We start from the raw sequence: 17,647 nt of genomic DNA on the forward strand, positions 1-17,647 counted from the left end.
GCGCGGGTAGTGCACGGCCGTCCGCGACGCCCGTGCACTACCCGCGCTACCGCGCCGCGCCCCCGCGGCCCCACAGAACGGACGGCGCGCTGTCGCCGCTCACCTTCGTCCTGCTCGTCACGGTGCCCGCGGTGGTGGCCGTCGCCGCGCTGCGCGCGCGCTGATCCCAGAAGCCCTGGAGGTACCTCTTGCCGGAATGGCTTGTTCTCACCCTCGCGATGCTGGCCGCCTGTGCCGTGGTGGTCATCATCACCTTCGTACGCCACCGCGCGGCGCCCGAGGACGAGGACCCCAGTGAGACCCCGGACGTCATCGAGTACATGACGATGTGGATCGGCGTGGTCTACGCCATCGTCCTGGGCCTGGCGATCGCCGGTGTCTGGGAGGGGCGCAGCGCCGCTCAGGACCACGTCCAGGCCGAGGCGACCGCGCTGCACGAGATCTCGGAGCGGGTACGGGTGTATCCGGCCGAGGAACGCGACCTCATCCGGGACGACATCCGGACGTATGTCAGCCATGTCGTGACCACCGAGTGGGACACGATGGCCGACAAGGGCGAGGTCACCCCGCGCGGCGCCGAGCTCTTCGAGCGGATCCGCCAGGACGTCACCGACTACGAGCCGGCGACGGACTTCGAGGCCCAGGCCTACCAGCCGTTGCTGGACCAGGTGACCGCGGCGAACCAGGCCCGGATCGCCCGGGCGGAGTCGACCGGGGAGACCATGCCGGGGGTGGTGTGGTTCGGGCTGATCGCCGGGGCCGTCGTCACCATCGGGATGATCTTCGCCCTGCAGATCCGCAGAACGACCCGCGAACTGGTCCTCGCCGGGCTGTTCTCGGCGCTGATCGCCTTCCTGCTGTTCCTGATCTGGGACTTCGACTCGCCCTACAGCAGGGGCGTGACCGCCTCGGCGGACCCGTTCCTGAACCTCTTCCCGGGCGTCGGGGACTGACGGCGCCGCACAGCACGGATCCCGGCCGGGGGGCGCGCGACACACCGCGCCGTCCCCCGGTCGCGTGGGCGGCGTTCCCCCGGGCGGCCCACACCTGTGCCCCATTCGCGCTACTGCGATCGCGCCATCACGCTCGTCTTCTTAGCGTTTCGGGCATCGAGGTGCATTTGTGACGTGAGCGGAACAGGTCCGCGATTGCTCCTCGGGGACCCGGAGGATTCACCATGCGCGCGATAGGCCTCGCTTCGGCCGTACTGCTGGGCGCCGGCGCCCTCACCTCCTGCGTGCCCGCCGCGGACGCGGCCATCCAGACCGACTTCGGCTTCAGCGTCATGCCCTCCACCGTGGCGGCGGGCGGTGAGGTCACCCTGCGCGTGGAACGCAACAAGGCATGTCGGGGTGAGGCGGCGGTCAACTCAGAGGTATTCGACATGGTCACCATCCCGCGGGGGGAGTCCTGGGCGACGGCCGTCGTCGACTGGGACGCCGAGCCCGGCGCCGTGTACGACGTGGAGTTCGAGTGTGACGAGTCGAGCGGCACCGCGCGCCTGACGATCGCGGGCGGCCGTCCGACGCACCACCCCACCCATCACCCGACGCACCACCCCCACAAGGGTGTGCACGCCGGTGAGGGCGGCACCCTCGCCGGGTTCGACCTCAAGGAGATCGGCCTCGGCGCCGCACTGATCGCCGGATCCCTCGGCGTCGCCTACCACTTCTCGCGCCGCCGCGCCGACGAGGACGCCGGCTAGGTCGTGTCCGCGAAGTCCCGTCGTCCGCCCGGAGGGCGGGCCCCGCGGCGTCTGGTGTGTGCTCTCGGCGCGCCAGGCGGAGCCCCTCGTACTGGAGTACTTGGGGCTTCGCCCGGTGCGGCGAGTGGGGCTACCCCCTGCTCGAGCGGAGTCGAGAGCTCGGGGGCGCGTGCCAGGCGTCGCGGGGCAGGCGGGACTTTGCGGACACGACCTAGCACCGACGACGCGGGCTGATGAACGCCATGGCCGCAGCCCTTCGCCCCGGCTCCCCCGAAGACCTCAAGGGGGGAGCCGGGGCGAAGGGCGTTCACGTGCGGGACGGTGACTCGTCGAAGGAGCGCGGAGCGAGGCGTCAGATGCGCCGCTCGGCCCGGCGGCGCATCCAGAACACGCCGCCGCCGACGACGGCCGCGGCCACGAGACCGCCGCCGATGGCGACGTCGGTCGGGGTGGCGCCGGTGGTGGTGCTGCCGCCGATACCGCCGCGGACACCGCCGATGACGGTGAAGGCCTGCGGCTTGGTCATCGTCCTGCCACCGCAGTCGACCGTGATGTCGTACGGCCCCGGACGGGCGTTGCTGTTGATGACGGCGGTGCCCCGTGCGGTCCCGCTGCCGGCGCCGCCCCGGTCGCCCTCGTTGCCCTTGCCGCCGCCGCCGACCGGCGAGAGCCGCGTAGGCGAAAAGGCGTTGGACGTCGCCGTGCCGCCGCTCCGGCAGCCGTCGACCGTGATGGTGAGCTGGCCTCCGGGGGCGATCACGCTGGGCAGGGCGGTGATGTTGCTGGGTGTCTCCCACGCGACGGCCGCGGGGGCCGAGAGGCCGAGGGCGGCGACCGCCGCGCCGGCGACCGCCAGGGCACGAGTGTTACGCATGTGAACCTCCGCGGAAGACGCCCCGGGACCCGTCCCCGGTCGATCGGCGAGAAAGCGCCTCCCAGAGAGACAGTCAGTTGCCGTGCCGCGAGCCGCATTTCGGGAATGGTCCGTCCTGGTGAGACAAGGCGGCGCCGGTCAACCGCACAATCGGACATCGCCGCAGGTCACGGACCGTCAGAAATTTCCTCGCGGCGGCAACTCGGATGGCGCACCCCTCGTCCCCGAGCCGCACCTTCCGTCACCGGGCCACCCGTTCGCCCCCGCCCCGTCGCCGGTTTCGCGCATGCCACTTAGCGTTCGGATATGCGCGACTGACACGGCGACGGCCATGTCGAGAGGGGATGGCGAATGTCTGCGTCCGAGCTGGCCCAGGCGGAAGAGGAGGCCCGGCCGAGGAAGCGCGCCCCGTGGGGCGTGATAGCGCTGGTCCTGCTGACCGGCCTCGCCCTCATCCGGAACGGTTCGGGGGAGTTCGACGAGGGTCCGCCGCAGCCGGCGACGGCGGCCGCCGCGGACAACCGGGTGGCCGGGGGCACCTTCGCCGGGACCGTACGGCCCTTGCCCTACGCCCTTCCGGACCGGGTCCGGATCCCGGCGATCCAGGTCGACGCGCCGATGATCCCCGTGGGCCTGGACGTGGACGGCTGGGTCGGCGCACCGCCGCCGGAGGACCCCAACCTGGCCGGCTGGTTCACCGGTGCCGTCACCCCCGGCGAGAAGGGCACCGCGGTCGTCGTCGGCCATGTCGACAACCAGCAGGGCCCCGCCGTGTTCTACGGACTCGGGGCCCTGAAGCAGGGCAACCGCGTCGAGGTGGCCCGGCAGGACGGAAAGACCGCGATGTTCGAGATCTACGGCGTCGAGGTGTTCGACAAGAGCAACTTCCCCGGTGACCGCGTCTACGCGTCCAAGGGCGCGGCGGAACTGCGGGTCATCACCTGCGGCGGGGGGTTCTCCAAGCAGGAGGGCTACGCGGGGAACGTCGTCGCCTTCGCCCGCCTGGTCGAGGTGCGCTGAGCGCTCCCGGCCGGGCGGGCGAAAGGCCCGAGGGCGTCCTTCACGCGTAGTGCCGCCGGGGCACGGTGACGTGGTAGCCGGAGTCCAGCAGTTCGGGCAGGTAGCGCCGCAGGGCCCGCACGCTCTGCGAGCGGTCGCCCCCGGCGTCGTGCGAGAGCACCACGACGCCGGGGGCGGCTCCGCGTTCGACCCGGTTCGCGATGGACCGGACTCCCGGGGTGGTCCAGTCGAGGGTGTCGAGCGTCCAGCCGAGCGGTTCCATCCCGAGTTCGGCGCCGAGTTGGAAGGCGGCGCGGTTCCAGGCGCCGTAGGGCGCGCGGAACCACTCGGGGCGCTCCCCGCAGGCGTCCTCGACGACGTCGCTGGTGCGTTCCATCTCGGAGCGGATCTGGCGGCGGGTGAGACGGGTCAGCAACGGGTGGGACCAGGTGTGGTTTCCGACGACATGGCCCTCGTCGGCCATCCGGGCCAGCAGCTTCCTGCCGCCGGCGACCATCTCGCCGCACACGAAGAACATCGCGCGCACGTCGTACTCGGCCAGGGTGTCGAGGATGTCCGGGGTGAAGCGGGGATCGGGGCCGTCGTCGAAGGTCAGCACCATGGTGCGGCCACGGCCGGACACCTTCAGCGGCGCCTCGCTGCGTACCAGGGTCCGGCGGGGCACGGCGCGCGGCGGGCCGTAGCCGGTCACCGGTTGCAGCCGGTACGCGGAGGGCTTGACGGGCCGGGCCTGGGGTCCCGCGGCCGGGGCGGAGGTGGCGGGTCCGTCCCCGGTGACAGTCGTGATCACTCCGGCTGTCGCGGCCGCTCCCACGGCGCCGGCGCCCGCGATCAACGCCCGGCGCCGGGTGAGCAGCCGGGTGAGCAACTGATCCTTCTTCATGACTCATCAGTCGCCCGGCCGGAGGCCGACGCTCGCGAGCAACACCGGTGTGGCGGCACACATTCACCCGCTCGGCTCACGCAAGCGGGTCAGCGGCGGCGCACCAGGGGGAAGGGCAGCGTCTCCCGGATGGTCAGTCCGGTGAGGAACATGACCAGGCGGTCGACGCCGATGCCGAGGCCGCCGGTGGGCGGCATGGCGTACTCGAGGGCGTCGAGGAAGTCCTCGTCGAGCTCCATCGCCTCCGGATCGCCCCCGGCGGCCAGCAGGGACTGGGCGGTGAGGCGGCGCCGCTGCTCGACGGGGTCGGTGAGCTCCGAGTAGGCGGTGCCCAGTTCGGTGCCGAACGCGACGAGGTCCCAGCGTTCGGCCAGGCGCGGGTCGGTGCGGTGCTGCCGGGTGAGCGGGGAGACGTCGGTCGGGAAGTCCTTGTAGAAGGTGGGCAGCTGGGTCTTCTCCTCGACGAGCCGCTCGTACATCTCCAGGACGACGTCGCCGTGGCCGTCGTCGGCGGTGTACGGCACGCCGACGCGGTCGCAGAGCCGCAGCAGCTCGGGCAGTTCGGTGCCGGGGTGGATCTCCTCGCCGAGGGCCTCGCTGACGGCGCCGTAGACGGTCTTGACGGGCCACTGCCCGGAGATGTCGTGCTCCTCGCCGTCCTTGTGGGCGACGGGCTTGCCGAAGGCGGCGGTGGCGGCGCCCTGGATCAGCTCGCGGACGAGGTCGAGCATCACGTCGTAGTCGGCGTACGCCTGGTAGGCCTCCAGGATGGTGAACTCGGGGTTGTGCTTGTAGTCCGTGCCCTCGTTGCGGAAGGTGCGGCCCATCTCGAAGACCTTCTCCATCCCGCCCACGCACAACCGCTTGAGGTACAGCTCGGGGGCGATGCGCAAGTAGAGGTCGAGGTCGTAGGCGTTGATGTGGGTGGTGAAGGGCCGGGCGTTGGCGCCTCCGTGGATCTGCTGGAGCACCGGCGTCTCGACCTCCAGGTAGCCGCGTTCCAGCAGGCCCTGACGCACGGCCTGGACGGCGGTGGAACGGGCCCGGACCACGTCGCGGGCGGCGGGGCTGGCGGCCAGGTCGAGGTAGCGCATGCGGACCTTGGCCTCCGGGTCGGCCAGGCCCCGGCGCTTGTCCGGCAGCGGGCGCAGGCACTTGCCGGTGAGCTGCCAGGAGGTGACGAACACGGTCGGCTCGCCCTTGTCGCTGACGCCCGCCTCACCGGTGACGGTGATGTGGTCGCCGATGTCGGTGTCGGCGGTGAACCGGTCCAGGGCGGGGCCGGAGCGGTCGCGGGTGAGGGCGAGTTGGTGGTCGCCGGACCAGTCGCGCAGGACGGCGAAGACGATGCCGCCGAAGTCGCGGACCAGCATGATCCGGCCGGCGACGGTGACCTGCTCGCCCGGCCGGACCTCGGCGAGGGTGTGGGTGCGGGCCGGGGTGCCCACCGGGTAGGGGTCGGTGCCCTCGGCGCGCAGCCGCTCGAGCTTGCGGTGCCGGACGCGGACCTGGTCGGACAGGCCGGAGAGGGGGTCGGCGGGCTCGGTCCCGTCCCCTCCGGCGAGGCCGAGCGCCGCCAACGACGGCAGCCCCGCCGTGGTGGCGGGGCGCTGCCCGCCCTTCGGGTGCCCCTTTCCCTTGCCCCACAACTTGCGCATCGACGGTACGGAGACGAAGCCCTCGGCGATGCCGGAGGCGAGTCCCACCCGGGCGAGGGAAGCGGCCTCCGCGTAGCAGAGGAAGCGGGGGTACCACTCGGGGTGGTACTTGGCGTTGGAGCGGTACAGGGCCTCCAGTTGCCACCACTTCGAGAAGAACAGCAGCAGGCGGCGCCAGAGGCGGAGCACCGGTCCGGCGCCGATGCGGGCGCCCTCCTCGAACACGGAGCGGAACACGGCGAAGTTCAGCGAGACCTTGCGCACGCCGAGTTTCGGTGCCACGGCGCACAGTTCGGCGACCATGAACTCCATGACGCCGTTGGGGGCGGTGCGGTCACGGCGCATCAGGTCCAGGGAGACGCCGTCCTTGCCCCAGGGCACGAAGGACTGGATGGCGAGGAGCCGGCCGTCCTGGTCGAGGGCCTCGGCGAGGAGGCAGTCGCCGTCGGCCGGGTCGCCGAGGCGGTCCAGGGCCATGGAGAAACCACGCTCGGTCTCGGTGTCGCGCCAGGCGTCGGCGCGCTCGACGAGCCGGCGCATCTCGTCCTCGTCGAGGGTGGAGTGGCGGCGGACGCGGCAGGTGACGCCGATGCGGCGGACCCGGTTGACGGCCTGGCGGGTGACGCGCATGTCGCGGCCGTCGAGGTCGAAGTCGAGGACGTGCAGGATGGCCTCGTCGCCCAGCTGGAGCGCGCCGAGCCCGGCGCGGACGAAGGCCCGGGCGCCCTCCTCGGAGGCGCCCATCACGGCCGGGACCCAGGCGTAGCGGCGGGCCACGTCCTGCCAGGCGGCGATCGCGTGCGGCCAGGCCTCCCGGTCGCCCACCGGGTCGCCGCTGGCCAGGCACACCCCGGCCTCGACGCGGTAGGTGACGGCGGCCTTGCCGCTGGGTGAGAAGACGGCGGCCTTGTCGCGGCGGGTGGCGAAGTAGCCGAGGGAGTCCTGGTCGCCGTAGCGGCCGAGGAGGGCGCGGATGCGGGCCTCCTCGTCGTCGTGCAGGGCCGCTTCGAGGCGCTGGGAGCGGAAGAGGGTGGCGGCGGCGTTCAGCAGGGCGAGCGCGCCGAACAGGCCGAGCAGGAAGTACAGGGCGTGCGGCGGGCGGCCGTCGAAGGAGTCCGCGGGCACCAGGCCGCCGCAGACCCGGTTCGCGGCCCAGGCCAGGCGCTCGCCGCTCGGCAGCGTGCCGGGGAACGCCTCGACCAGGGCCCAGCCGACCAGGATCGCGACGACCAAACCGGCCACCAGGACGGCCAGGGCGCGGCGTACGGCGGCGCGGCGGGAGGCGGCGTAGAACTCCTTGCGGGCGTAGATCAGCAGGATCAGGGCGAGGCCGCACACCACGAAGGAGGGGACGGACTCGGCGAACTCGCCGGCGGCCATGCCGAGGATGTCGGTGAGGACCAGCAGCCCCAGGTAGACGACGACCAGCCACCAGGCGATCTTCTTGCGGGCACCGGTCGCCGCGGCGAGCAGGAACAAGAAGACCGCGTAGGCCAGGTTGGCGCTGACCGGGACGAGCAGCAGGTCCAGGAAGCGGACGAGGGGGCGCAGCCCGGTGCGCAGCGGCGGGATCAGCGCCAGCAGGGCGCAGAGCAGTCCGAGAGCCCCGAAGAAGATGGCGAAGCCCTGCGGTACCCGGCTCAGGAAGCCGTGCGCCCGGTGGGGCGGCCGTATCGGTCCTGAGGTGTCCTCGGCCGTCCCGGTGTCCGCGATGACGCTCATGCTTTCGACTCTAGGAACACCCGCGCCTCCTCGCCCGTCGAGCGCTCCCGCCCCGCGGGGCCCAGCAGGCCCGGGCATCCCGTCGGCAACCGGGGTGCGCTGACTTCGGCCTCCCGCCCGGCGGCCGGACCGGGGGGTTCCGATAGCCTCGCGGCGTGACGGAACAGCACTCCCATCGGTTCGAGCGGGGCACGGACGGTCCGAAGGTGATCGTGGTCGGGGTGGACGGCTCCGATTCCTCCCTGCGGGCCGCGGCCTATGCCGCCGGCCTCGCCCGGCGGCAGCGCGCGCTGCTCGCCGTGGTGTACGTGCAGCCGGTGCTGGCGGCGGGCGCCGCGCTGGGGATGCCGGTGGCCGGGACGACGGACGAGATCGCCGAGGACCTGGTGGCGCAGATCCGGGAGTCGGCCGAGCGGCTCAAGGGGATATTCGAGGTCCGCTGGGAGTTCCACACCTTCCGCGGAGACCCGTACAACGGCCTGGTGACGGCGGCCGACGAGCTGAAGGCCGACGCGGTGGTCGTGGGCGCCTCGGAGCAGGCGGGCCACCGGATCGTCGGGTCGGTGGCGGTCCGCCTGGTGAAGGCGGGGCGCTGGCCGGTGACGGTGGTGCCGTAGGGCGACGCGGGGCCCCGCCCGATCGCCGCGCGGCCCCTTCCGCCCGGGGGACGGAGGGGCCGTCATGATCCGCCTCAGTTCGCGAAGACCCACCCGACGCGGCACGTGCCGAGGGGGGTCACCTGTGTCGCCGGGGTGGCGTCGGCCGCCGTCGCCGGGTTCCTGCCGATCGGCGAGGCGGCCGAGCCGACCGACATCGGCATCCTGCCGGCGTTCGTGGTGGTGTGCGCGGCGGTCGTCGTGCTGCGCTACCGGCAGCCGGACCTGCCGCGCACGTTCCGCACGCCTATTCCCCCATCACCAGTCCGTCCCCGGCCGCGCCGCGGCTGAGCACGATGTCGCGGATGCGGTCGCGGACGGCCCGGACGTCGGCGCCCTGGGCGAGCGCCCGGTTGAGGTTCACCACCCGGCCGGCGTCGACGTCGAACAGTTGCGGGACGAACTCCGCCTTCGTCACCTTCCAGCGCTCCCCCGGCCGTGCCGGCGGGGCGAAGGTGAAGCGGCCGAGGGTGGACTGGTTGCCGCGGGGGTCCTTGGCGCCCTCGTGGTTGGTCATCTCGCCGGCGATCTGGTCGCCCATGCCGTAGACGACCCAGGTGCCGTTGACCTTCTCGTAGGCCTGCGGGACGTGGGCGTGGGTGCCGAGGATCAGGTCGATGTCGGGGCGGTTCCCGGTACGCGCGGCGGTGAGGCCACGGGCCAGGGTCAGCTGCCGGTCGTCGGGGGCGTCCTGCCACTCGGTGCCCCAGTGCAGGGAGACCACGACCACGTCGGCGCCCGCCCGGCGCGCGGCCCGGGCGTCCTCGACGATCCTGGCCTCGTCGATGAGGTTGACGGCCCAGGGCTGCCCCTCGGGGAAGGGGAGGCCGTTGGTGTCGTAGGTGTAGGCGAGGTGGGCGACCTTGGCAGGTCCCGGTCCGAGGACGGTCGCCGTGCGTGCCTCCTCCTCGGTGCGTGCCGAGCCGGCGTGCCGGACGCCGGCGCGGTCGAGGGCGTCGAGGGTGCGGCGGATGCCGTCGGCGCCGTCGTCGAGGGTGTGGTTGGAGGCGGTGGAGCAGCCGTCGTAGCCGGTGACGGCGAGGGCCCGGGCCACCTCGGGCGGGGATTTGAAGGTGGGGTAGCCGGTGTAGGCGCCGTCCGCGCCGTAGACGGTCTCCATGTGGCACAGGGCGATGTCGGCGCGGGAGACGACGGAGCGGATCCCGGCGAGCATCGGCCGGAAGTCGTAGCCGGTGCCGCCGGCGTCGAAGCGGGCCCGGTCGATGATCGATTGGTGCGGGAGGACGTCACCGGATGCGACCAGTGTGAAGCCGCGGGACCCGGCGGCGTTCGGTGCCGGACGTCCGGGACCGGGCTTGTCGTGTCCGCGGGCCTGGCAGGCGGCGCCTGCGGCGAGGACGACGGTCAGGGCCAGGGCGATCTGTCGACTGCGTGCGAGCATGCATTCACCCCACTGTGGGCGTTGTGGTCGTATTTACGCACGATTAGGAAAGGAGGCACGTGGCGCCCCACGCGGCTCCGACACGCTCATCAGCCACACCGGCACCCACATGGCCGGGCGCCCTGACCGTTCGTCGAACCGTTCGTCGACGCGATCGACCGTCCGCCGCACAGCCGGGTACGTGCCCTGTGCCCGGGCCGTGCCCTGCGGTGGCATACGGCCATGACGGCCGGATCCACTCTCACGAACGGAACGACCGCCGAGCACGAGCTCGCCGCACTGCAGCGGGAGCACGGCCGGCCCCTCTTCGCGCTGCTGCTGCGGCTCTGCGACGGCGACCGGCAGCGCGCGGAGGACCTGGCCCAGGAGACGCTGGTGCGCGCCTGGCAGCATCCCGAGGCCCTGCGCGCCGACGACTTCGACTCCGTGCGGCCCTGGCTGATGACCGTCGCACGGCGCCTGGCGATCGACGCCCGGCGGGCCCGTCAGGCGCGTCCGGCCGAGGTCGGCGACGCGGTGCTGGAGAACGCGCGGGTCATCTCCGACCACGCCGAGCGGGCCGCGGCGATGCTCGACGTCCGCGAGGCTGTGAAGACACTCACTCCGCAGCACCGTGAAGTCCTGGTGCTCGTGTACTTCCAGGGGGCGAGTGTGGCGGAAGCCGCGGCGGCCCTCGGCATCCCGCCCGGTACCGTGAAGTCCCGCGCGTACTACGCGCTGCGCGCCCTGCGCAGGGTGCTACCGGGATACGCCGCCGACCTGCGGTGAAACCAACGGGTGGGTCAAGCCTCCGTAAAGCGCCTTGCCGATGACCCCGGTTGAGTAATCGGCTGTTCTCATCCGTGTTCCGGAGGGGGCCTTCAGCGTCCCCCGGAGCCCGGTGTCGGGCGACGCGCACGTACCGGAGGAAGGCAGGAAGGGATGCTGGGCAGAGAACAGGGGAACACGGACGGCGCCGACGGCGAACTGACCGTCCCCATGGCGTGGTTGTACGCCGAGTACATCGCCGACGAACTGCTGCGGACCGGCGATCTGATGCCGCCGACGTCCTTCGAGTTCCGCGCCGGGCGCGATGCCCTGGCGCTCACCATCTTCCTGTCCGACACCGACGGGGAGCTGTCCGGCATCCGGGTCGTCACCCAGCTGGAGACGTGGCTGTCGCTGACGGCGTACGACCAGCCGTGGCAGGAGTGGGTGCGCGAGCGGCTGGCCGAGCTCGCCGTGGGCGCCGCGCGGTCGGGGCGGCCCGACCCGGACCTGTCTCTCGCCGAGGAGGCCTGGCGCTGGCTGCAGGAGACGGAGCTGCTCGCGCCCGATCTGAACGCGGTGCCGGGGGGCGCTCCGGTGGTCGGGGAGGACGACGGGCCGAAGGTCTGGACGCCCGCCTGGCAGCTCGGACTGCCGCTGGGGCACCTCGCGATCCATCTTTTTTAGATTTCTGCGGTCCCGGACCAATCCGGGGGCCGGAGGGCTCCGAATCCTTTGGTTGCGATTGTGTCACCGGCTTGAGTGATTCCGCCGCCTGGTCCGTACCGGTGGGAGCAAGGAGTAACCCCACCCACACCCAACGGCACGAGGATTCGGCATGAGGTCCCTGGAAAGGCATCACGACGTCGCGGCCTACGCGCTCGGCGTGCTGGACGAGGCGGAGGCATTCCGCTTCGAGGACCACCTCATGGAGTGCCCTCGGTGCGCTGCAGAGGTGACGGAATTCGGCGCCACCACACGGCAGTTGATGCTGTACCGGCGGGCGACGCCACGGTTCGTGCACCCGATGGCGCAGCCCGGTCCGCGCATGCTGGACGGGCTGCTGGCCGAGGTGGCGACCCGGCGCCGGACCGGACGCAGGCGTCTGCTGTTCGCCCTGGCGGCCTCGGTGGTTTTCGCGGCGTCGGTTCCCGGCATCGCGATGATGGCCGAGGGCAGCGCCGAGGAGTCCCGGACGGTGGCGGCGACCGACGCCCGCACGGGCGTGTGGGCACAGGTCACCACCGAGGACGGGGCCTCGGGCAGCCAGGTCGAGCTCAAGGTGAAGGACGCGTCGGGTCCGCGCCCCTGCCACCTGGTGATCGTCGGACACAACGGCACCGAGGAGACGGCGACCAGCTGGCAGGGGCCCGGTCACGACGACCACCCCCACACGATGATGGCCAGCTCCTCCATGCACGCGGAGGACATCGCCCGCTACGAGATCCGCTCGGCGTCCGGCGAGGTCCTGTGGAGACTCCAGCCGAGCTGACCATCCGTCCGCCCCCGTCACCGGGCGCCGCCCGCGCCCCGGTGTGAGACTGCTGGACGACGCACCCGGGAGACCGCCGGGTGCCCGCGGTCCGGTGAGGGGAGACGAGGTGACGAGGGCTGAGACCGGGGACGGTCACCTGGAGGAGTTCCTCGCCGATCCGGAGAACGCCGCACTCGACCTGCCCACGGCGGCGGCCCGCTGCACCAGGGCCCTCGGCATCCAGAACTCCGTGGTGTACCTCGCCGACATCCAGCAGCGCCGGCTGGTGCCGCTCACCGACGTGACCTCCTCCCTGCTCATCGACGGCTCGCTGGCGGGCTGGACCTACCGCACCCAGTCGCTGCGCGTGGAGGAGTCCGAGGCCGGCGGCATGACGGCCTGGATCCCGCTCGTGGACGGCGCCGAGCGCCTCGGCGTCATCGCGGTGAACTGCCCCTCACTGACCCCGGCCGTGCTGCTGCGCGGCCGGGCCCTGGCCAAACTGCTCGCCATGATGATCACGTCCGCGCGGGGCTACCAGGACTCCTTCGTACGGCGCCTGCGCTCCCGGCCGATGCGGCTGCCCGCCGAGATGCTGCGGGCCTTCCTGCCGCCCCGCACCATCGGCACTTCGCACGTCGTGTCGACGGCCGTGCTGGAGCCCGCCTACGAGCTCGGCGGCGACGCCTTCGACCACTCCCTGACGGAGACGACGCTGCACGTCGCGGTCCTCGACGCCATGGGGCACAACCTGGCGTCCGGGCTGACCACGGCGGTGTCGCTGGCCGCGTGCCGCAACGCCCGGCGGACCGGGGCGGACCTGCCGGAGCTCGTGGAGAGCGTCGACGAGGCGCTGTCGCAGTGGCTTCCGGACCAGTTCTGCACGGGTGTCCTGGCCCAGCTGGACCTGGCGTCGGGGATGCTGCGGTGGGTCAACTGCGGGCACCCCACCCCCCTGCTCATCCGTGACCGGCGGCCGCTGGTCGACGCCATGCGGCGCGAGGCGGAGCCACCGATGGGGATGCCGTCCCTGCTGACCGGGGGGAGGCGGGAGACGCACGAGATCGCGCTGAAGCCCGGCGACCGGGTGCTGATGTACACCGACGGGGTGACCGAGGCCAGGGCCGTCGACGGCGCGGAGTTCGGGCTCGAACAGTTCGCCGACTACATCATCGGGGCGACGGCCGCGGGCGAATTGGCGCCCGAGACGCTGCGGCGGCTCATCCACGCCATCCTCGACTCGCCCACCAGCCGGCTGCGGGACGACGCGACCATCCTGATGTTCGAGTGGTCACCGCCGGCCCGATGACCCGGGCCGGGGTCACTTCAGCAGACGGGACATCCTGCGGTCCGCGAGCGGCTTGCCACCCGTCTGGCAGGTCGGGCAGTACTGGAGCGAGGAGTCGGCGAAGGACACCTCGCGGATGGTGTCGCCGCACACCGGACAGGGCTCGCCGGTGCGGCCGTGGACGCGCAGTCCGCTCTTCTTCTCGGCCTTCAGCCGCCCGGCCGCCACACCCCGGGAGCGTTCGACCGCTTCGGTGAGCGTGTCGCGCAGCGCCGCGTACAGCCGCCCGGTCTCCTCCTCGCTCAGCGACGCGGCCAGTTTGAAGGGCGACATCTTCGCCGCGTGCAGGATCTCGTCGCTGTAGGCGTTGCCCACCCCCGCGATGAGGCTCTGGTCCCGCAACGCGCCTTTGAGCTGCCGCCGTTCGCCGGCCAGGAGCTCCGCCAGGCGCCGCTCGTCGAAGTCGTCGGCGAGCGGGTCCGGACCGAGCCGTGCCAGGCCCGGGACCTCCTGCGGGTCGGCCACGACATACACCGCGAGGCGCTTTTGGGTGCCGGCCTCGGTGAGGTCGAACCCGGCACCGGTCTCCAGCGCCACGCGCAGCGCGAGGGGGCCCTTGCCGGGGCGGGGCGGCCCGTCGGGCAGGCGGTCCTTCCAGTGCAGCCAGCCCGCGCGCGCCAGGTGCGTCACGAGGTGCGGACCGTCCGCGGTCCTCAGGTCGAGGAACTTGCCGTACCGGTGCACGGCGGTGACCTCCCGGCCCTCCAGCGCGGACAGGGGCGGTTCGTAGGTCTTCAGGACGCTGATCGCGACGGGCAGCACCCGTACGATCTCGTGGCCGACGAGGTGCTCGGTCAGGAAGTCCTTGAGCGCCTCGACCTCGGGGAGTTCCGGCATGAGTCCAGAGTGCCACGCCGGGTCAGCCGGAGTCGGGCACCACGAACTCGCACCACACGGCCTTGCCGCCGCCCCGGGCCTCCACGCCCCACACGTCGGTGAGCAGCTCGACCAGGAGCAGGCCCCGCCCGGAGACGCCCGACTCGCCCGCCTCACGGCGGCGCGGCAGTGCGCTGGAGGAGTCCTCCACCTCGACGCGCAGCCGGCGCTCGGAGCCGTTGAAGGCCCGCAGGGTGACGACGGCGGCCCCCTCGGTGTGCATCAGGGCGTTGGTGATCAGCTCGTCGGCGACCAGTTCGATCTCGTCGGCGCGCTCGCCCGCACCCCAGCCGGCGACCGCGGTGCGGATCATGTGCCGGGCCTCGGTAAGGGCCCCGGGGTCGCCGGGGGCCACGTGCCGCTGGAGCCGGCGGCCGGACTGCGGGTTCTCGGGGCCGCGCCGGCGCAGCAGGAGCAGCGCCACGTCGTCGTCCCCGCCGCGCTCGGCGGCCACGTCGATCAGCAGCTCGGCGAGGTCCCGTACGTCGTCGGGGCCGGTGGAGACGAGCCCGCCCAGGGTGCGCATGCCGTCGTCGAGGTCGGCGCCGGGCTGCTCCACCAGACCGTCGGTGCACAGCAGCAGGGTCTCTCCGGGGTCGAGCTCTATGGTGCCCACGGGGTATTCGAGGCGGCCGAACTCGGCGGACAGGCCGAGCGGCAGCCCGCCGGGGACGGTGACGCGGCGGCAGGAGCCGTCGGTGTGGCGCACCATTGGATCGATGTGGCCGGCCCGGACCATCTGGAGCACGCCCGTGGACAGGTCGGCCTCCGCGTAGAGGCAGGTCGCGGAGCGGTCGGTGTCGAGTTCGTGCAGGAAGACGGAGGCGCGGGCCATGACGGTGGCCGGGGGGTGCCCTTCGGCGGCATAGGCGCGCAGCACGATGCGCAACTGGCCCATGACGGCGGCCGCGTGGGTGTCGTGGCCCTGGACGTCGCCGATGACGGCGCCGACCCGGCCGCCGGGCAGCGGGATCAGGTCGTACCAGTCGCCGCCGATGTCCCGCCCGAAGGAGCCGCCGATGGTGGCGGCGCGGTAGCGGACGGCGACGTCGGCGCCGGGCACGCTCGGGATGGTCCGGGGCAGCATGGCCTGCTGGAGGCCCTGCGCGAGGTCCATCTCCTGCTCGTAGAACATGGCGCGCTGCAGGCTCTGCGCGATGCTGCTGCCGAGGGCGACGAGGATGTTGCGCTCCTCGGACGTGAAGCCGTACCGGTCGCTGTAGAGCAGGCCCATCACGCCGATCGGCCGGGCCTGGACGATGAGCGGCAGATAGGCGGCCGAGGTGATGTCGAGGTCGGTGATGTGCGGCCACAGGAGCGGGTAGCGCTCGGCGAACTCCTGCGGTGACTCGATGAAGACCGGGCCGAGGGTCCGTACGGCCTCGCTCATCGGGTAGGGCTCGTCGATCCGGGTGACGCGGGTGCCGGGTACGAAGCTGTCCGCGGGGCCCTCGGCGACCAGGCGGATGTGGCCGGCCTCGACCAGGCCCATGACGAGGCTGGTGGCGCCCAGGTGGACGAGGCCGTGGGTGTCCTTGAGGACGTCGATGACGTCCTGGACGGTGCGGGCGTGGGCGAGGGCGGCCGTGGTCAGTTCGACGACGCTGGTCTGCTCGCGGCGGGCCTCGTCGCGGGCGGCCTGGTCGAGGCGGGCGTCGCTCTCGCCGAGTTCCCGGGTGGCGTCCCGGATGATGCCGATGATGCGGCGGGGCCGTCCGGTGTCGTCGCGCCGGATGTAGCCCTGGGTGTGGGTCCAGCGCAGGGAGCCGTCGCGGCGGCGGATGCGGAAGTAGGCGCCGTAGTTCTCGCTGCCGTCCTTCAGGGCCTGGGAGACCGCGGTGTCCAGGCGCCGTGACTCGTCGGGCGGGACCCGCTTGGCGAGGGTCTCGGGGTGGTCGTCGTACTCGTCGGGGCGCACGTCGAAGACTTCGTGGGCCTGGGCGTCCATCTGCATCCGGCCGGTGTCCAGATCCCAGTCGAAGCTGCCCATCCGGTTGAGCACGAGAATCGGGTCCGGGTGGGCGGGCCAGTCGTCCGGAAGGGACAGGGCGCTCGCTCCCCGATCAGCCATGGGCCCACCTTGCCAGGATTCGTCCGATTCTTCGACCGGATGTGCTGAGTCTACGAGCCGCGACGCCGGATCGGCCCTCAGTTCCTGAAGACGCCTGTGGGGCTGGCGGGGATGCGTTCGGCGGTCCGGTCGTCGGGGATGAGCCCGGCCCCGTCGGGCGGATCGGGGTGGTCGGGGACGGCCTCGGGGCCGACCTCGTCGGCTTCCGCGGGGTCCTCCGGATCGGCCGGCGGGTCGGGAAGCGGGGCGCTCTCGCCGGACGGCGGCAGGGGCGGTTGCGGGTCCGGGAGACTCGCCTCGGCCGGGGTGTCCCGGGGGGATGCGCCGACCGGGTCGGACTCCGGCTCCGTTTCCGGCGGGACGTGGGTCTGCGGCCGTGACGGGTCCGGGGGTTCTGTCACCCGGGCGGCGGGGGGCGGCAGGGCCCGGTCGTGGCGTACGTCGTGGCCGGTGCGGCGTTCGATCCAGGTCCGGGTGGTGACGTCGATGATCGTGAAGCCGGTGACGGCCCGCGGGGCCGGGGTCACGGCGATCACCCGGCCGGGCCGGTAGCCGGGCCAGGGCGTGCCTCTGGTGACCGGGGTGCCGCGCGACTCGGCCGGTGGCCCGAGCGGGTTGCCGCAGGCGCACCGGACGCGCGGCAGGCCCCGGTCGTCGACGAGGACGGCGGTGCCGGCCTGGAGGACGGACTGGTAGCGGGTGATCCGCCCGGCCCGGAAGCCGTGGCCGGTGACGCGGGTGTCGGCGCGCAGCACGACCGGGGTCAGCGCGCGCACATGGTCGGGGAGCTCCGCCGGGGAGATGCCCACGACCTCGGCGAAGGCGCGGCCCCTGGCGGGATCGCGGACGAGGTGGCCGACCTGCCGGCCGATGTCACAGCTGCCGGTCGCCTCGGTGCCGCCGTACAGGCCGGGCGTGCCGCCGGAGACGACGCGTGGTCCGCCGGCGATGGAGGCGCGGTCGGTGCGAGGTGGCGTTCGCGTGGCCGGGGACGGGGTAGCCGCCGTGAGGGCCGTGGAGTCCGTGAAGGGGTCGGGCCCCGGAGCCGCGGCGGGCAGGAGGAGCAGTTCTCCACCGGCGCCCGCGTCGTCGCCGGGGCGGGCGGTGCCGGGGTGCCGGGTGGCGTGGCCGGCGCAGCCCGGGAGGAGGAGCACCGCCGAGAGCACACAGGCCAGGACGACGGCCCCGGTGGGTGTCCGCACCTCGTCCTC

Annotated in this window: 15 protein-coding genes and 1 pseudogene; 9 read left to right on the plus strand and 7 right to left on the minus strand. The window is 72.8% G+C overall.

Annotated elements, in window-relative coordinates; all coding sequences use genetic code 11:
• Window positions 1–218 precede the first annotated feature (218 nt).
• Both K4G64_RS13045 and K4G64_RS13050 read left to right on the plus strand, forming a co-directional pair.
• Window positions 219–953, plus strand: a complete 735-nt coding sequence (locus K4G64_RS13045) for a DUF4239 domain-containing protein (protein ID WP_221756238.1) — start codon at window positions 219–221, stop codon at window positions 951–953.
• Between the two features lie 224 nt (window positions 954–1,177).
• A complete protein-coding gene (locus K4G64_RS13050) occupies window positions 1,178–1,705 on the plus strand; it encodes a hypothetical protein (protein WP_221756197.1) in 528 nt (175 codons plus the stop codon).
• Between the two features lie 352 nt (window positions 1,706–2,057).
• On the opposite strand, the gene K4G64_RS13055 is transcribed toward K4G64_RS13050, so the two are convergent.
• Entirely contained in the window at window positions 2,058–2,579 is a 522-nt protein-coding gene (locus K4G64_RS13055) for a hypothetical protein (RefSeq protein ID WP_221756198.1), read from the minus strand.
• Window positions 2,580–2,930: 351 nt separating this feature from the next.
• Between K4G64_RS13055 and K4G64_RS13060 the strand changes: the two genes are divergently transcribed.
• Window positions 2,931–3,599 (plus strand): class F sortase, encoded by a 669-nt coding sequence (locus K4G64_RS13060; protein ID WP_221756199.1) that lies wholly within the window; start codon window positions 2,931–2,933, stop codon window positions 3,597–3,599.
• Window positions 3,600–3,639: 40 nt separating this feature from the next.
• On the opposite strand, the gene K4G64_RS13065 is transcribed toward K4G64_RS13060, so the two are convergent.
• Both K4G64_RS13065 and lysX read right to left on the minus strand, forming a co-directional pair.
• Complete coding sequence (locus tag K4G64_RS13065) at window positions 3,640–4,482, minus strand: polysaccharide deacetylase family protein (protein ID WP_221756200.1); 843 nt, start codon at window positions 4,480–4,482, stop codon at window positions 3,640–3,642.
• An 89-nt stretch (window positions 4,483–4,571) separates the two neighbouring features.
• A complete protein-coding gene (gene lysX, locus K4G64_RS13070; protein ID WP_221756201.1) occupies window positions 4,572–7,862 on the minus strand; it encodes a bifunctional lysylphosphatidylglycerol synthetase/lysine--tRNA ligase LysX in 3,291 nt (1,096 codons plus the stop codon).
• A 155-nt stretch (window positions 7,863–8,017) separates the two neighbouring features.
• On the opposite strand from lysX, the gene K4G64_RS13075 reads away from it, so the two are divergent.
• Window positions 8,018–8,479, plus strand: a complete 462-nt coding sequence (locus K4G64_RS13075) for a universal stress protein (protein WP_221756202.1) — start codon at window positions 8,018–8,020, stop codon at window positions 8,477–8,479.
• Window positions 8,480–8,548: 69 nt separating this feature from the next.
• Window positions 8,549–8,776, plus strand: a pseudogene (locus K4G64_RS13080) (amino acid permease); the annotation flags it as partial.
• On the opposite strand, the gene K4G64_RS13085 reads toward K4G64_RS13080, so the two are convergent.
• The gene (locus tag K4G64_RS13085; protein ID WP_221756203.1) at window positions 8,766–9,920 is read right to left on the minus strand and encodes a CapA family protein; all 1,155 of its coding nucleotides are present in this window, start codon (window positions 9,918–9,920) and stop codon (window positions 8,766–8,768) included. The pseudogene K4G64_RS13080 and the gene K4G64_RS13085 overlap by 11 nt on opposite strands.
• A gap of 222 nt (window positions 9,921–10,142) precedes the next feature.
• Here K4G64_RS13085 and K4G64_RS13090 point away from each other — a divergent pair, with 222 nt between their 5' ends.
• The 4 genes from K4G64_RS13090 (at window position 10,143) to K4G64_RS13105 (ending at window position 13,450) form a co-directional block, all read left to right on the plus strand.
• Window positions 10,143–10,688, plus strand: coding sequence for a sigma-70 family RNA polymerase sigma factor (locus K4G64_RS13090; protein WP_142156833.1), 546 nt, complete (start codon window positions 10,143–10,145; stop codon window positions 10,686–10,688).
• A gap of 153 nt (window positions 10,689–10,841) precedes the next feature.
• On the plus strand, window positions 10,842–11,354 hold the full coding sequence (locus tag K4G64_RS13095; protein WP_221756204.1) for a hypothetical protein: 513 nt from the start codon (window positions 10,842–10,844) through the stop codon (window positions 11,352–11,354).
• 151 nt (window positions 11,355–11,505) lie between these two features.
• A complete protein-coding gene (locus K4G64_RS13100) occupies window positions 11,506–12,159 on the plus strand; it encodes a zf-HC2 domain-containing protein (RefSeq protein ID WP_221756205.1) in 654 nt (217 codons plus the stop codon).
• A gap of 109 nt (window positions 12,160–12,268) precedes the next feature.
• Window positions 12,269–13,450 (plus strand): PP2C family protein-serine/threonine phosphatase, encoded by a 1,182-nt coding sequence (locus K4G64_RS13105; protein ID WP_221756206.1) that lies wholly within the window; start codon window positions 12,269–12,271, stop codon window positions 13,448–13,450.
• A gap of 12 nt (window positions 13,451–13,462) precedes the next feature.
• On the opposite strand, the gene K4G64_RS13110 is transcribed toward K4G64_RS13105, so the two are convergent.
• From K4G64_RS13110 to K4G64_RS13120, 3 genes are all read right to left on the minus strand, one after another.
• On the minus strand, window positions 13,463–14,326 hold the full coding sequence (locus K4G64_RS13110) for an Fpg/Nei family DNA glycosylase (RefSeq protein WP_221756208.1): 864 nt from the start codon (window positions 14,324–14,326) through the stop codon (window positions 13,463–13,465).
• A 22-nt stretch (window positions 14,327–14,348) separates the two neighbouring features.
• Window positions 14,349–16,436, minus strand: coding sequence for a SpoIIE family protein phosphatase (locus K4G64_RS13115; RefSeq protein WP_221756209.1), 2,088 nt, complete (start codon window positions 16,434–16,436; stop codon window positions 14,349–14,351).
• A 77-nt stretch (window positions 16,437–16,513) separates the two neighbouring features.
• A complete protein-coding gene (locus tag K4G64_RS13120; protein ID WP_221756210.1) occupies window positions 16,514–17,638 on the minus strand; it encodes a DUF6777 domain-containing protein in 1,125 nt (374 codons plus the stop codon).
• Window positions 17,639–17,647: the final 9 nt, after the last annotated feature.

This window comes from Streptomyces sp. WAC04114, assembly GCF_019733245.1.
Classification (GTDB): domain Bacteria; phylum Actinomycetota; class Actinomycetes; order Streptomycetales; family Streptomycetaceae; genus Streptomyces; species Streptomyces massasporeus_A.